We start from the raw sequence: 14,576 nt of genomic DNA, 5'->3' as shown, positions 1-14,576 counted from the left end.
CGCCTCGGTGCTCTGGTAGACGCCGACCTTGGTCGGCACTGGGTTTTGGGGTGCCAACCAAGGTTGGCCACTACCGCTGTGCATCGGTAGCGCCGGGCCATGCCCGGCGGCTGTGGGATGGCGGCCAACGTCGGCCGCGCTGCGCGCTCGCGGGGCATGGCCCCACGCTACCACGCGCCTTCGGCGCTGGGGTCCCGGCCTGCGGCCGGTTCCCGGTCCTGCCTGCGGTGCAGGCAGGACCTTCGTCCCATGCCATGCGCGGTGCGGGGTGCCATGATCGGGGTCTGCCTTCCCGGGAACCTGTGCTCGTGAAAACCCGTCTTGCCGTAGCCCTGCTGATCGCCCTGTCTGCCCCTGCCGTGGCCCTGGCCGCACCGCCCACCGCCACCGCGCCGGCCAGCGTGGCCACCGAATCGCCCGCCGACGCCGCCTTCCGCGCGCTGTACGAGAAGGAATGGAAGTGGCGCCAGGACGGCGGCGGCGAGGCCAGCGAGGACGAAGACGCGCCGGCCAACGCCACCCGCATGCCCGACGTCGGCGCGGCCGCGCAGCAGGCACGCCTGAAGGTATGGGACGAAACCCTGGCCGCGCTGAAGAAGATCGACCCGAAGACCCTGTCGCCCGACAACCAGGTCAACTACGCGATCTACCGCGACCAGGTGTTCAACCTGGCCGAAGAAGTGCGCCTGCGCGGCTACGAGATGCCGTTCAACGCCGACTCCTCGTTCTGGTCGAACCTGTCCTTCATGGCTCGGCGCGAGATGAAGACCGTGCAGGACTACCAGAACTACATCGCGCGCCTGAATGATGTGCCGCGCTACTTCGACCAGCAGACCGAAAACATGCGTGCCGGCCTGAAGCGCGGCTTCAGCGTGCCGCGTGCGGTGCTCGATGGTCGCGAGGTGTCCATCGCCACCGTCGCCGAACTGAAGGATCCGACCGAATCGCCGTTGTACGCACCGTTCAAGAAGCTGCCCAACACCGTCCCGGCTGCCGAGCAGGCCAAGCTGCAGGCACAGGCCCGCGCGGCGATCAGCGGCAAGGTGGTGCCGGCGTTCCAGCAGCTGCGCACGTTCTTCGTCAACGAGTACGTGCCGCAGGCGCGTACCACCCTGGCCGCCGAAGCGATGCCCGACGGCAAGGCGTACTACAAGCAGCAGATCCACGAATACACCACGCTGGACCTGTCGCCGGACGAGATCCATCGCATCGGCCTGGATGAAGTCGCACGCATCCAGAAGGAAATGAACGACATCATCAAGCAGGTGAAGTTCAAGGGCAGCTTCGCCGAGTTCCTGACCTTCCTGCGTACCGATCCGCAGTTCTATGCCAAGACGCCGGAAGAGCTGCTGTCGCGTGCCGCGTGGATCTCCAAGCGCGCAGACGGCCAGCTTGGCAAGTACATGACGCTGCCGCGTGCGCGCTTCACCATCGTGCCGGTGCCGCCGGATATCGCGCCGTTCTGGACCGCCGGCCGCGGTGGCATGGGCACCTACTGGCTCAACACCTACAACCTGCCGTCGCGCCCGCTGTACAACCTGCCGGCGCTGACCCTGCATGAATCCGATCCGGGCCACGCGCTGCAGGGCGCGATCGCCGCCGAGCAGAAGAACCTGCCGGAGTTCCGCCGCAACGCTTACATCTCCGCCTATGGCGAAGGCTGGGCGCTGTACTGCGAGAAGCTGGGCGTGGAAATGGGCATCTACGAAACCCCGTACGAGGATTTCGGTCGCCTGACCTATGAGATGTGGCGCGCCACGCGCCTGGTGATCGACACCGGCGTGCACAGCAAGGGCTGGAGCCGCGAGCAGGCGCTGGCCTACCTGCGTGACCACACGGCGCTGAGCGAGCACGAAGTGACCACCGAAGTGGACCGCTACATTTCCTGGCCGGGCCAGGCGTTGAGCTACAAGCTCGGCGAGATTGCCATCGTGCGCCTGCGCGCGCAGGCGGAGAAGGAACTGGGTGACAAGTTCGACATCAAGGGCTTCCACGACACACTGCTGAAGCAGGGCTCGGTGCCGCTGCCGGTGTTGGAGCAGCAGATCCAGGCGTACATCGCCGAGCGCAAGAAGGCCTGACCCGTCGTGTGATCGGGTCAGAGCCCCGCCGGTGGCGGGGGTCCGACCCGGGCGCGGGGTCGGATCCCTTTCCCGCGGAAAGGGCTCCGACCCCCTCTCACCTCACCCCACCGTCCGCACCTTCGCCACGCGCGCGGCGAAGGTCGGCAGCACCAGCAGGGTCAGCACCGTGGCGGTGATCAAGCCACCGATCACCACCGTCGCCAGCGGCTTCTGCACTTCCGCACCGGAACCACTGGCGATCGCCATCGGAATGAAGCCGACGATGGCCACCAGTGCGGTGGTCAGCACCGCGCGGATACGGCTGGATGCACCATTGATCGCGGCCATCATCGGCACGTCACCGGCGTCCAGGCGCTCACGGATCGCCTGCATCAGCACCAGGCCGTTGAGCGTGGCGACGCCGGACACCGCGATGAAGCCCACCGCTGCCGACACCGAGAACGGCATGCCGCGCAGCAGCAGGGCGAGGATGCCGCCGACCAGCGCCAGCGGTACGCAGCTGAACACCAGTACCGCTTCCTTGCCGCTGCGCAGGGCCATGAACAGCAGGCTGCCGATCAGCAGGAACACCACCGGCACCACCGTGGCCAGGCGCTTTTCCGCACGCTGCAGGTTCTCGAACTGGCCGCCCCAGGTCAGGTACGCACCGGGCGGCAGCGCCACCTCGGCCACGGCGGTCTGCGCCTCGCCAACGAAGCCGCCGAGATCGCGGCCACGCACGTTGGCCTGCACCACCACCCGGCGGCTGCCGTTGTTGCGGCTGATCTGGTTCGGCCCTTCGCTGACGCTGATGCGCGCGAGCGAGGACAGCGGAATCACCACACCGGCCGGTGTTGCGATCGGCAGCGAGGCCAGCTGATCCGGGTCGTTGCGTGCGCTGTCGTCCAGCCGCACCACCACGTCAAAGCGACGGTCGCCCTCGAAGATCTTGCCGGCCGCCGTGCCGCCGATGCCGGTGGACAGCGCATCGCTGACGTCCGCGGCGGTCAATCCGTACTGCGCCGCTGCCACATGGTCGATCTTGACGTTGAGCGTGGGCAGGCCGGAAATCTGCTCCACGCGCACATCGGCCGCACCTTCCACCGCACGCAGTTTCAGCGCCACCTGGTCGGCCACCTTCTGCAGCTGGCTGAAGTCATCGCCGAAGATCATCACCGCCAGATCGGTCCGCACGCCGGAAATCAGCTCGTTGAAGCGCAGTTCGATCGGCTGGCTGAACTCGAAGCTGTTGCCCAGCTGCTGGCCGGCCAGCTTTTCGAAGCGGGCCACCAGCGCTTCCTTGCCCAGCTTCGGATCGGGCCAGTCCGCACGTGGCTTGAGCACGATCACGCTGTCGGAAATGTTGGTCGGCATCGGGTCGATCGCCGCTTCAGCGGTACCGGTACGCGAGAACACCGTTTCCACTTCCGGTTGCTTGGCAATCGCCTTTTCCAGCGCCAGCTGCATCGCCAGCGATTGCTCCAGTGAAGTGGACGGCACGCGCAGTGCCTGCATCGCCACGTTGCCTTCATCCAGTGTCGGCATGAACTCGCGGCCGAGCAGGCCGAACGAACCAATACCCACCAGCAGCATCAGGCCTGCACCCGCCACCACCGCCCGCGGACGCGCGACCGCCTGGCGGATGATCGGCTCGATGCGCCCACGCAGCACGCGGATCAGCTTCGTTTCGTGCTCGCCATCGCTGTGCGCCTCGCCTTCCTTCAGCTTCGGCTCGCGCACCATCAGTGCGGCCATCGCCGGCACGAAGGTGAAGGAGAAGATGAAGGCACCCACCAGGGCCAGCATGAAGGTCGCCGCCATCGGGTGGAACGTCTTGCCCTCCACGCCTTCCAGGGTGAGGATCGGCGCGAACACCAGGAGGATGATCAGCTGGCCGAACGCTGCCGGTCGCGCCATCTTGCGCGCCGAATAGGCCGCGACGCGCAGGCGTTCCATCGCGGTCAATGCACGGCCCAGTTCGGCACGGCGCTGGCCCAGCATCAGCAGCGTCGACTCGATCACGATCACCGCACCGTCCACCAGGATGCCGAAGTCCAGCGCACCCAGGCTCATCAGGTTGCCGCTGATGCCGAAGCGGTTCATGCCGATCACCGCGAACAGGAACGACAGCGGGATCACCAGTGCAGTGATCGTCGCCGCACGCAGGTTGCCGAGCAGCAGGAACAGCACCACCACCACCAGCAGCGCGCCCTCGGTGAGGTTCTTGGCCACGGTCTTGATGGTGGAATTGACCAGCACGCTGCGGTCCAGCACCGGCGCTGCCACGATGTCCGCCGGCAGCGACTTGTTCACCTGTTCCAGGCGCGCGGCGGCGGCCTGGGCCACGGTGCGGCTGTTGCCGCCGGCGATCATCAGCGCGGTACCGAGCACGGCTTCATGGCCGTTGCGGCTGGCCGCACCCAAGCGCGGTGCGCGGCTCAGTTCGACCTCGGCCACATCGGACACCCGTACCACCACGCCGTTGCGGGTGGCCACCGGCGCTTGTGCCAGATCGTCGGTGGTCAGTGCCAAGCCATCGGCACGCACCACCAAGCCTTCGCCGGCACGCTGCACGAAGCCGGCACCGGCCTGCACGTTGGAGCGCTGCAGGGCCGTCACCAGATCGGCCAGGCCCAGGCCATGCGCGGCCAACCGCGCGCTGTCCGGATGCACGCCGTATTCCTTCACGTAGCCACCGACGGTGTCCACGCCCGCCAGTCCGGGGCTGGAGCGCATCTGCGGCGCGATGATCCAGTCCTGCACGGTGCGCAGGTAGGTGGCGCGTTCTTCCGGCGTACGCAGCAGGTTGCCTTCCGGCGTGCGGTAGACCTCACCGGCCTGCCAGCCTGCTTCGCCCGGCTTGGCCAGCTTCGCAGGGTCGAACGCGGTGAAGTCCACCGTCCACATCAACACCTCGCCGAGGCCGGTGGTGACCGGCGACAGCATCGGCGAGGCACCCTCGGGCAGCGCTTCGGCGGCCTCGCGCATGCGTTCGGCCACCTGCTGGCGGGCGAAGTAGATGTCGGTGGCATCGGTGAAGATCGCGGTGACCTGCGAGAAGCCATTGCGCGACAGCGAACGGGTGGTGGTCAGGCCGGGGATGCCGGCCAGCGCGGTTTCCAGCGGATAGGTCACCTGCCGTTCGATCTGCTCGGGCGTCAGTGCCGGTGCCACGGTGTTGATCTGCACCTGGCGGTTGGTGATGTCCGGTACCGCATCGATCGGCAGCTTGCCGAGCTGGAACAGGCCCACGGCGGCAACGAGTGCAGCCAAGGCCACGACCAGCCAGCGGTGGCGTACCGCAGTTTCAATGATGAGCTTGAACATGGAAGGTCCTCAGTGCCCGTGCTCGGCTTCGCCCTTGGCCAGTTCGGCCTTGAGCAGGAAGGCGTTGGCGCCGACGATGCGTTCGTTGCCGCTCAGGCCACCGAGGATCTCGATGCGGTCGCCGGCGCGTCGGCCGGCCAGCACCGGTTGCACCTTGAAGCCGCCCTCGACGGCGACGAACACCGCGCTGCTGCCATCCACGTTCTGCACGGCATCGGCCGGCACGCTCAACGCGCCATCCTTGCCGTCGGTGACCACCACCGCAGACACCGGCGAACCGGCTGGCGGCAGTGCTGCATTGACCGGCGTGGCCCGGATCACCGCTACGCCACCCTGCTGGCGCACATCGGCGGCAGAACCGGTGACGGTGGCACTGAAGCTGCCGCCCGGCACGGTCACCTCCAGTGTCATGCCCGGGCTGACCTGCGCGGCCAGCGCTGGCGGTGCGGTGAACACCAGCTCGTTCATCGACGGATCGGCGACGTCGGCCACCGGGCTGCCGGCCGCCACCACGCCACCGGGCGTGACCTGCACGTTGCCGACGATGCCGGCCACCGGGCTGGTGATGCGCACGCGGCCGCTGCTGTCGGGTGAACCGTTGGCGGCGGCCTGTGCCTGTGCGGCCGCGGCCTGCGCCTGTGCCGCCAGCGAGCGCGCGCGTGAGGTTTCCAGTTCCTGGCGGGCGACCACGCCCTGTTCGACCAGCGCCTTGTCACGGCCATGGGCCAGGCGCGCCGCCTCGGCTTCCGCTGCGGCGGCAACCGCATTGGCGCGGAACACCGCCGCCTCGCCGCTGACCACGATCGCCAGCGCCTGGTTCTGCTTCACTGCCGTGCCCGGTGCGACCAGCACGCGCTCCACGCGCCCGGTCACGGTGGAGGCGACCGATGCACGCGCACCGATCGATGGCTCCACCCGGCCGGACAGCCGCGTCGAACCGCCGCCGCCGCGGCCGACGGCAACCACGTCGATGCCGGAGGCCTTGATCTGCTCGGGCGTCAGTTGCACCACGCCTTCATCGGCGTCGGGCACCTTGCGTGTTTCGGCCTTGGCTTCGGTGCTGTCAGCGGCATGACCATGGCCGTCGTCGGCCGCGGCCTTGCTGGCGGTATCCGATGCGTCCGGGGTCTGTGCGTTGCCGGAGCAGCCGGCCAGCAATACGGTCAGCAGCAGGCCACCAACCAGGGGGAAAGAGCAGGACAGGTTCATCGGGCCTCCACAAAAGGTGCGCGCCCTTCGAGGCGGGCGAGATCGATTTCCGCGCCGACGCGCGACAGACGCGCGTCCACAGCGGTGCCGCGGGCGGCGATGAGGGCACTGCGGGTACTGCGCAGTTCCAGCTGCGAGATGCGTCCGGCGTCGAAGCCGACGCGGGCCAGGCGATAGGCCTCCTCGGCGGCCACGACGCTTTCATCGGCGGCACGGGTGCGGCTGCCGGCGGCCTTCAGGCCCGCCACCGCCGACAACCGTTCCGCTTCGCTGTCGCGGCGCTGCTGGTCCAGCCGCGCTTCGGCCGCACGCTGTTCGGCACTGGCGGCGCGGATGCCACCACGGTTGCGGTCGAACAACGGGATCGAGAGGCTGACGCCGAGCGTGTACGCCTGCTCGCGGTCCTCGCGGAAACGCGTCTGCGCGGCCGTGACGCTGAGGTCGGGCAGGGCACGCTTGCGCTCCACATCGACCAGGCGACCGGCCGCATCAACTTCGGCTTCGGCGACACGCACGGCCAGTGCGACATCGATGGCGCCACGCGGTGCCGGCGGTGCGCGGTCGAGCAGGCTGTTGTCGATGGTCTGCACCGGTGCATCCAGCAGGGCTGCACCGGCCAGGCGGGCCAGTGCGGCATCGCGGAAGGCCTGTGCCTCATCCAGCGCGGCGCTGGCATTGGCCACTTCGCTTTGTGCCTGCACCGCGCGCAACTGCGGCTCGCGGCCATGCTTGACCATGGCGGTGACCGCCGCCGCATCGTCGCGGGTGAGGGTCAGCGCTTCGTCGGCCAGGGTGTAACGACGCAGGGCGCTTTCCGCCTGTGCGTAGATCGCCGCCAGCTGGCTGGCGACATCGCTGCGGCTCTGCGAACCGCGCAGGGCAGCGGCCTGTGCCTCGGCGCGGGCCGCGCGGACGCGCGCGCCACGCTGGCCCCAGACCTCCAAAGGCTGGGACAGGGTAAGCACGGTGTCGGCCCTGCCCATGCCGCCGTAGGAGCCGGTGCCCCAGGCGTTTTCCGCGGACCAGGAAAGGGAGGGGTTGGGCAGCGCCCGGGCCTGGTCGGCGCGGGCATCGGCCGCCTCGGCCAGTGCCGCGCCTACGCGGGTGCCGGGCAGCTGGTCGAGACGTTCAAGCAGGGTGTCGTACGAAGGTGCGGCTTGTGCGGCGACCTGTGCGGCGGGGATCAGGCCCAGCAGCACGGCGACGACCAGCCCGGCCGCGCGCGGCGACCGACGTGTCAGGATCGACATAGGGGGATTCCGGTTGTGAGTGAAACGGGAGCCCGCGATTGCGGGACGCGCTCAACTCACGCCCGGGGAGGACGTGCCAGTTCGTCCTGGGCGACCGCATAGGTCGCCGCGTCGCCTGCATTCATCCAGCGCGCCGGTTGCGGCGTGCCAAAGGCAGCGAAGGTGCTCGCCGGCAGGCTCAGGTTGGAGTGGTGGCAGTGGTTATGACTGCAGGCAGCGGTGTGCTTGCCGTCATTGTCATTGTCACCGTCGGGCTCTTCGGCAGCCGACTCCACATGCACCACGGTGCTGTCGTGCGGTTCTACCGCACACGCCAGAACATCGGCCACCGGCACGACCACGAACGCCGCCATCAGCAGCATCAGCAGGTACGAACGAAGGTGGCGGGCGATCCGGCGCATGGAGGGGAGGCTAGCAAGCGGTTTTCGGTGGATACAATATCAATGGGCACCTCGGGAATTCGTCGGAACCTCCCGTTCAGGTGCGCCGCGCACGGGACTTCTGCTCTGGTAGGTGCCGACCTTGGTCGGCACGCCTTTCGGTCCGTGGGGTGGGACACCGGGATGCGCTTCTGTAGAGCCGAGCCCATGCTCGGCTGCTGTCGCGCGACCAGCCGCCCCGGTAGGTGTCGACCTTGGTCGACACGCTTTTTGACCCCCACCACGTTGCCGGCCAGCGGCCGGCACTACCGGTCGGCGGGCAGCTTCGCGATCACCTTGATCTCGAACTGGAACCCATACAGCCAGATCACGCCGATGCCGGTTAGGGTCGGGAGGCGGACGTTGCCTGGCAGATCGCACCGGCTCCAAGCCATGCGCACCAGCGCCTGCTTGTCGGAATTGGCTCTTGGTGGGAAAGGTCGGGGCCGGGAAAATTCCGGCAACACGCCGCAGAAGCCCAGAGAATCGACTCGATGAACTACTACGCGCTATCCCAGGCAAATCCGCCAGGATGCCCCTCGTACTATCTGGACGCTCAGCTTCACGACAGGTTTCATCCTTTCCATCCTGCTGTTTCCCATGGCCGATTCCCTTGGTACGCCAGGGCCAGAACTGACACGGCACGGGTCTTCACAGACACCATGGTGCTGGTTGGCCCTGAGGCGAGTCATTCCCACGACATCGTCCGCATTACCTCGCACATTTACATTGCAAGCCAGAAGTTCATGGCAGCCTGCCTGAAATTTGATGCCAGGATGATCGACTTCAGGGGCATTCCTCATGTTTCAGAGAAGGGATGGACGACTTCAAAGAGTGAGTACAGTGCCATCATCTTCCATGAGACCAGCCTCTCCTCCGTCGCCTCTGAGGAAAACCAGATGGCGTATAGCAAGTATGGAGAGTCTCGCAGGATCAAGAAGCTGCGCGTGAAAAGCTCCTTCAAAGAACACTTGTTCCGGCTTAAGAACATGGAAGGCTCCAGCAACACCTTGATCTGCTCGGAGGACTTTCGTGCTTACGTCGGCGATAGTCTCAGCGACGTCGAATTTGTTGATACCGCGGATGTGGAGTGGCCGCGAATCAAGCCGATCTGACTCGCCCGACGACGTGGAAACAGGCGAGCGCAGGTCAACGCCCGTCGTTGCCGGCCAGCGGCCGGCACTACCCGTGTCACGGCAGCTTCGCGATCACCTTGATCTCGAACTGGAAGCCATACAGCCAGGTCACGCCGATACCGGTCAGGGTCGGGTGCGGCGCTTCGCCCCAGTACTCCGGCACGATCGCCCAGGCCTTTTCGAAGTTGGTTTCCGGGTCGACCAGGAACACGGTCACGTCGATCACGTCGTCGAACGTGCAGCCGGCCGCGGTCAGTACCGCGTTGAGATTGTCGAAGGCGCGGCGCACCTGGGTCTCGAAGTCTGGCTCGGGCGAGCCATCCTCGCGGCTGTACTGTCTGGACAAACGGTGATGCTCGGCTGATGACGCTATCTATACGGCCGCGCATCGTACGTCTGCTGGCCGAGCTGGAAGAGTTTGAGGGTGTGCTGGGCGACGCGACGCGACGCCGCCTCTTAAGGCTCCTCTGCGCCTGCACGTAGATGCTCCCCTGCCCCGCGCGAATTTTCTTGCTCCCTGCGGGACAGGGGGTGATTATTTGGCTGTATTGAACCTTTTATCAAAAAAATCAAGAACTTCAGATAGTCGCTCCAATGCTGATTGCGACATTATTTCTAATGCAGGCTTGTTGTTTGCACAGGCTTCAGCGAGATGCCATCCAATTTGCTTCTTGGTTGGTGTTTTTCCGCTGGAAATATTGGCTTGTATCAATTCAATGGTGTCTTGGCCAAGCAGTTTTTCTATTGCCATTCCGGAGAAATCAGAATTTATTTCTCCTAGTGTAATAATTTGGGATTCACGGAGATACCATTCCTCGCGATACTTGATGGCAGCTTTCTTGCCCTCTTTGTCGTCATCTAGAAGTATCGAAAAATCAGTGGCTTGCCCTAGTAGCTGACTTATCAAAGGGCCCGATGATCCAGAGCCTGAGCCGGGTACCAGATGGAGCCTTCTATTCTTCTTGTTTGAAGAGTTGGCGATCGTCAATGCGTAGAAGTCGGTAATTCCCTCCACGATTAAATACGGCCCGGCGCCGATTAGGTCTGGTGTCACATACTCAAGCTTTTCTATTATAGGTTGGAAGTAGCTTGATCTCGAAGGATATTTCGCGACAAAGTTTCTGTACGTGGTGGCCGTCACCTCTGTAGGTTTCGTATCCAGTCCGAATGCATTCTCTCCATCGTAATCAAGAGCCGCATTTTCCACGATGTAAGAAGATCCGAGCCACTTTGGATTAATCATGTGGTGGCTGTGGGTTGAGTATATTACGAAGTTCCCATTGGATGCGATTCGAGCGAAGCTGGTTAAAAGCTCGGCTTGGGCTTTTGCATGCAAATTTGCAGCAGGTTCATCAAATACAAATACGGTCTTTTTCTCCTTTTCTCGATTGAATCCGGTAAAGAGCAGGAATGAAAAAAACCATCTGAATCCAAGGGACCTTTCATTGATTGCGTAATTTGATTCTCCGTCCGTGACGTGGAATGTCGCGTAGGGCATGTCATCGCGCTCTTCATCTACCCCCCACCCGACTGAGATGGATTTTATAGCGATCGACTTTTGAAATATTCGATGCCAGCTTCCAAGAACTTCCTTCGTGATTGCACTCGATACATTCTGAAAAACCGAATCAATTGGGGTCTTTCGGGGGCTGCTTAGCAACCTTGAAAGCCAAGATGATGAGTCTTGGCTTTCTTTAAACTCCTTGATCCTCTGAACAATGTGTTGCTCGGTCGATAGTTCGGGGTTGATGCTTGTAAGTATGTCTTGAAGAGCGAAACGATAGTGTCTATTAATTGCTGTCTCATCGGCGTGCTCTTCAAGATAGATCCGAGGCGGCATTTCAACTAGGAAGGTGGGGAAGTAGGACACCTGTTCCAAGTTTTGCTGAATATGCCTCACGACGTACGTCCAGAGATCAAATGCTGTGGGCTTCGTAGGTTTCTGATAGGCAGTGAATTTCGTGGCCTTCCCCCTTTTTATAAAAAGGTTTAGGGTCCAATAATTCATCGTCTCCGTAAGGACGCTATCCTTAAATGTGAATCGCTTCTCTGCGTACACAGGGTTTTTGAGAGGCTCCGGGTCCAGTTTCATCCCGTGTTTTTTTGCAGCTTTCACTAGGTGATCAATATCCCCTTCCGTGAGCTTTATGGTTGCTCTTACAGCAACGGCTCCAGAGAATGCGGCCTTGTGCTGAATCGGAATAAGGCTTATTCCCGACGCCTTGGAGTATGGTCCGTCAAACAAACTCGAAACTGCTCTATTGCCGGTCACAAAGTGGGATATTGCCTCTAGAATCGTCGTCTTTCCGCTCTCGTTTAATCCTATAAGGGTTATAACTGGGCTGGTTGAGCGTCCTCTCAAGTCGATCTTGACGTTCTTGATCCCCTTAAAATTTCGTATTACAAAATCTTGGATCTCAGGCATGCTCCCTTGCTCCTTATCCACCGGCTGCTGGTTGAGCGAGCATACGAGATTTGATCGGGTCATCGTTGATGCAGTTCAGGCCAAGACGTCAACAGTTGAACGGTCACGGCAGCTTCGCGATCACCTTGATCTCGAACTGGAAGCCATACAGCCAGGTCACGCCGATACCGGTCAGGGTCGGGTGCGGTGCTTCGCCCCAGTACTCCGGCACGATCGCCCAGGCCCTCTCGAAATTCCTTTCCGGGTCGACCAGGAACACAGTCACGTCGACCACGTCATCGAACGTGCAGCCGGCCGCGGCCAGCACCGCGTTGAGATTGTCGAAGGCGCGGCGCACCTGGGTCTCGAAGTCCGGCTCGGGCGAGCCGTCCTCGCGGCTGCCGACCTGTCCAGAGACGAACAGGAAGCCATTGGATCGGATCGCCGGTGAGTAACGGTTGCGCTCGTACAGCGCCTGCCGGCCGGCGGGAAAGACCACATCACGGTGGGACATAGGACGGATTCCAGATGGGAGGAGACCATCCTCCCCGCTGCCGCTGTCTGGATAAACCGTGATGGTGCGCCTAGATTGATGGGTAATTCCAAACAATCAGGGCCGCTGACATGGACCGCTTCGAGGCGATGCGGGCCTTCGCCCGGGTGGTGGAGACCGGCAGCTTCACCCGCGCCGCGCACACCCTGCAGCTCAGCCGCACCACGGTCACCCAGCTGGTGCAGCAGCTGGAAGCGCATCTGCGGTTGCGGCTGCTGAACCGCACCACGCGCCGGGTCAGTGTCACCGCCGATGGCGCGGCGTATTACCCGCGCATCGTGCGGTTGCTGGCCGACCTGGAAGAGGTGGAGGGTGGGCTGGGCGATGCCGCCGCCCAACCGCGTGGGCGCCTGCGCATCGATGTGCCCGGCCCGTTCGCACGGCTGCTGCTGGTGCCGGCGCTGCCCGGCTTCCAGTCGCGCTACCCGGAGATCCAGCTGGAGGTGGGGGTCAGCGACCGCGAGGTCGATGTCATCGCCGACAACGTCGACTGCGTGATCCGTGGCGGTACCCCGGCCGACCCGGCGCTGGTGGCGCGGCCGTTGGCGAGCCTGCCGATCGGCTTCCATGCCAGCCCTGGCTATGTGCAGCAGTTCGGTGCGCCGGAACACCCGTGCGCGCTGCAAGGGCCCCAACATCACACGGTCGGTTTCCTCAGCCCGCGCAGTGGCCGCGCCCGCGTGTTCACCGCGCAGCGCGGCACCGAGCGCATCGAGGTGCAGGGGCGCTATTCAATCGGTTTCGATGATGGCAATGCCTACTTGGCGGCGGCGCTGGCGGGCCTGGGCGTGGTCGCGCTGCCCAGCTACATGGCCGAACCGCATGTAGCGCGCGGCGAGCTGCTGCCCGTACTGCACGATTGGCAATTGCCGCCGATGCCGATGCACGTGATGTTCCCGCCGAACCGGCACATGAGCCAGCGGCTGCGGGTGTTCATTGATTGGGTGGTGGAGACGTTGGGCTGAGCCACCGCTCGATCGCCGCCACGCCGCATGCCACTCCGTCCTCGTTCGCCATTGCAGCGCCCAGCGCGGCTGCACGCGCGCGCGTATCCGCCTGCTCGGCGAACGCCAGTGCATCGGCCAACGCCTGCGGCTGCAACCGTTTCGGTGACAGCGGCGCAGGCGCTACACCCAGCCGCTGCAGGCGATCGGCCCAGAAGAACTGGTCGGCGGCAAACGGCATCACCATCGACGGTATGCCGGCACGACAGGCCGAATGCGTGGTGCCGCTGCCACCATGATGGATCGCCAGCGCGCAGCGCGGCAGCAAGGCTTCATGCGGGGTGGGCCCGATCACAAATACCGTGTCGGGCAACGCCATGTCGGGCACGCCGACCCAACCGGGGAACAGCAGCACGCGGCGCGGTGCCAGCGCCGACAACAGCGCCGGCAGCACGCGTTCGCGGTCGAAGCCGGTCATGCTGCCGAAGCCCAGATAGACCGGCGGTGGCCCGGCATCGAGGAAAGTCTGCAGTTCCGCCGACGGTTGCCACGGCGCAGCAGGTGCCGACCATTGGCCACACACGACATGGTCGGCCGGCCAGTCCAAAGGCGGTGCCAGCAGCTGCGGCGAGATGCCGTACAGCATCGGCAGGCCGGTCCACAGCGAGCGTCGTGGCCGCTGCCCGGCGTGCTGGCGGGCAGCGTTGATCGGGCCGCGGAACTGCCGCCAGATCAGGCCGTTGACCAGTCCGTAGCTGGCCCAGTTCAACCATCCTGGCGAGCGTCCGGGTGGCAGGAAGGGCGAACGGAACGCGCGGGTCGGCGTCAGCGGGATCATGCCGGTGGCGATTACCGGAAGACCACGACGTTCGCCGACGCTCATGCCGACGAACGCCGCCAGGCCGCCGGTCAGGATCGCATCGCAGCCGTCGGCTGCAGCATCGGCCTGGCGCATCCAGCCAGCGACGTGCTGCAGCGCCATCCGTGCCAGCCCGGTGCTGGCGGCGGCCACGCCGTTGCCGCGTGAGACCAGCGCCACTACTTCATCGTGGATGTCGCCTTCCAGCGCGGCGTGCGGGACGCCCATTGTTTTCGCGCTGCCCAGAGTGCCGCCGTCGGCCAGCAGCATGACCTCGTGGCCGGCCGCGATCAGCCCGTGGCAGAGCATGACCAGCGGGCGCGTATCGCCTTCGGTGCCGTAGGTGAGGGCCAGCAGTCGCATTGGAAGCTCCGCAGTGAGGCGCCAGTATGCCGGGATCGCACCGCGCGTC

10 protein-coding genes and 2 pseudogenes are annotated in these 14,576 nt (G+C 64.4%); 3 read left to right on the top strand and 9 right to left on the bottom strand.

Going from position 1 to position 14,576, the window contains the following annotated elements; all coding sequences use genetic code 11:
- The first annotated feature begins 308 nt into the window (after positions 1 to 308).
- On the top strand, positions 309 to 2,081 hold the full coding sequence (locus tag QOL57_RS12555; protein ID WP_089238185.1) for a DUF885 family protein: 1,773 nt from the start codon (positions 309 to 311) through the stop codon (positions 2,079 to 2,081).
- 102 nt (positions 2,082 to 2,183) lie between these two features.
- Here the strand turns inward: QOL57_RS12555 and QOL57_RS12550 are convergent, their stop codons facing one another.
- The 5 genes and pseudogenes from QOL57_RS12550 to QOL57_RS12530 all read right to left on the bottom strand — a co-directional run.
- A complete protein-coding gene (locus tag QOL57_RS12550) occupies positions 2,184 to 5,390 on the bottom strand; it encodes a CusA/CzcA family heavy metal efflux RND transporter (RefSeq protein WP_089237873.1) in 3,207 nt (1,068 codons plus the stop codon).
- Positions 5,391 to 5,399: 9 nt separating this feature from the next.
- Positions 5,400 to 6,599 (bottom strand): efflux RND transporter periplasmic adaptor subunit, encoded by a 1,200-nt coding sequence (locus tag QOL57_RS12545; RefSeq protein ID WP_089237871.1) that lies wholly within the window; start codon positions 6,597 to 6,599, stop codon positions 5,400 to 5,402.
- Positions 6,596 to 7,849 (bottom strand): TolC family protein, encoded by a 1,254-nt coding sequence (locus tag QOL57_RS12540; protein ID WP_089237869.1) that lies wholly within the window; start codon positions 7,847 to 7,849, stop codon positions 6,596 to 6,598. Before QOL57_RS12540 ends, QOL57_RS12545 begins: the two co-directional genes overlap by 4 nt.
- A 56-nt stretch (positions 7,850 to 7,905) precedes the next feature.
- Complete coding sequence (locus tag QOL57_RS12535) at positions 7,906 to 8,250, bottom strand: hypothetical protein (RefSeq protein ID WP_089237867.1); 345 nt, start codon at positions 8,248 to 8,250, stop codon at positions 7,906 to 7,908.
- A gap of 284 nt (positions 8,251 to 8,534) precedes the next feature.
- Positions 8,535 to 8,621, bottom strand: a pseudogene (locus QOL57_RS12530) (RidA family protein); the annotation flags it as partial.
- A gap of 141 nt (positions 8,622 to 8,762) precedes the next feature.
- On the opposite strand from QOL57_RS12530, the gene QOL57_RS12525 reads away from it, so the two are divergent.
- Complete coding sequence (locus QOL57_RS12525; protein ID WP_141134233.1) at positions 8,763 to 9,383, top strand: hypothetical protein; 621 nt, start codon at positions 8,763 to 8,765, stop codon at positions 9,381 to 9,383.
- 76 nt (positions 9,384 to 9,459) lie between these two features.
- Here QOL57_RS12525 and QOL57_RS12520 read toward each other — a convergent pair.
- The 3 genes and pseudogenes from QOL57_RS12520 to QOL57_RS12510 form a co-directional block, all read right to left on the bottom strand.
- Positions 9,460 to 9,735 (bottom strand): annotated as a pseudogene (locus tag QOL57_RS12520) (Rid family hydrolase); the annotation flags it as partial.
- A gap of 204 nt (positions 9,736 to 9,939) precedes the next feature.
- Entirely contained in the window at positions 9,940 to 11,829 is a 1,890-nt protein-coding gene (locus QOL57_RS12515; RefSeq protein ID WP_157803060.1) for an AAA family ATPase, read from the bottom strand.
- Between the two features lie 103 nt (positions 11,830 to 11,932).
- Positions 11,933 to 12,322: a RidA family protein gene (locus QOL57_RS12510; RefSeq protein ID WP_089237861.1), complete on the bottom strand. Its 390-nt coding sequence runs from the start codon at positions 12,320 to 12,322 to the stop codon at positions 11,933 to 11,935.
- A 110-nt stretch (positions 12,323 to 12,432) separates the two neighbouring features.
- Here QOL57_RS12510 and QOL57_RS12505 point away from each other — a divergent pair, with 110 nt between their 5' ends.
- On the top strand, positions 12,433 to 13,326 hold the full coding sequence (locus QOL57_RS12505; protein ID WP_089237859.1) for a LysR family transcriptional regulator: 894 nt from the start codon (positions 12,433 to 12,435) through the stop codon (positions 13,324 to 13,326).
- Here the strand turns inward: QOL57_RS12505 and QOL57_RS12500 are convergent.
- A complete protein-coding gene (locus QOL57_RS12500; protein ID WP_089237857.1) occupies positions 13,295 to 14,527 on the bottom strand; it encodes a glycosyltransferase in 1,233 nt (410 codons plus the stop codon). The two genes, QOL57_RS12505 and QOL57_RS12500, sit on opposite strands and share 32 nt — an antisense overlap.
- Between the last annotated feature and the right edge of the window lie 49 nt (positions 14,528 to 14,576).

The organism is Stenotrophomonas sp. yr243 (assembly GCF_900184195.1).
Lineage (GTDB): Bacteria > Pseudomonadota > Gammaproteobacteria > Xanthomonadales > Xanthomonadaceae > Stenotrophomonas > Stenotrophomonas lactitubi.
This window is presented reverse-complemented; position numbering and strand designations above follow the sequence as displayed.

What these genes read in the sequence shown, in the direction of transcription:
- QOL57_RS12540 (WP_089237869.1), bottom strand. Translation starts at nt 7,849, where the DNA reads ATGTCGATCCTGACACGTCGGTCGCCGCGCGCGGCCGGGCTGGTCGTC.
- QOL57_RS12500 (WP_089237857.1), bottom strand. Translation starts at nt 14,527, where the DNA reads ATGCGACTGCTGGCCCTCACCTACGGCACCGAAGGCGATACGCGCCCG.
- QOL57_RS12515 (WP_157803060.1), bottom strand. Translation starts at nt 11,829, where the DNA reads ATGCCTGAGATCCAAGATTTTGTAATACGAAATTTTAAGGGGATCAAG.
- QOL57_RS12510 (WP_089237861.1), bottom strand. Translation starts at nt 12,322, where the DNA reads ATGTCCCACCGTGATGTGGTCTTTCCCGCCGGCCGGCAGGCGCTGTAC.
- QOL57_RS12545 (WP_089237871.1), bottom strand. Translation starts at nt 6,599, where the DNA reads ATGAACCTGTCCTGCTCTTTCCCCCTGGTTGGTGGCCTGCTGCTGACC.
- QOL57_RS12525 (WP_141134233.1), top strand. Translation starts at nt 8,763, where the DNA reads ATGAACTACTACGCGCTATCCCAGGCAAATCCGCCAGGATGCCCCTCG.
- QOL57_RS12550 (WP_089237873.1), bottom strand. Translation starts at nt 5,390, where the DNA reads ATGTTCAAGCTCATCATTGAAACTGCGGTACGCCACCGCTGGCTGGTC.
- QOL57_RS12535 (WP_089237867.1), bottom strand. Translation starts at nt 8,250, where the DNA reads ATGCGCCGGATCGCCCGCCACCTTCGTTCGTACCTGCTGATGCTGCTG.
- QOL57_RS12505 (WP_089237859.1), top strand. Translation starts at nt 12,433, where the DNA reads ATGGACCGCTTCGAGGCGATGCGGGCCTTCGCCCGGGTGGTGGAGACC.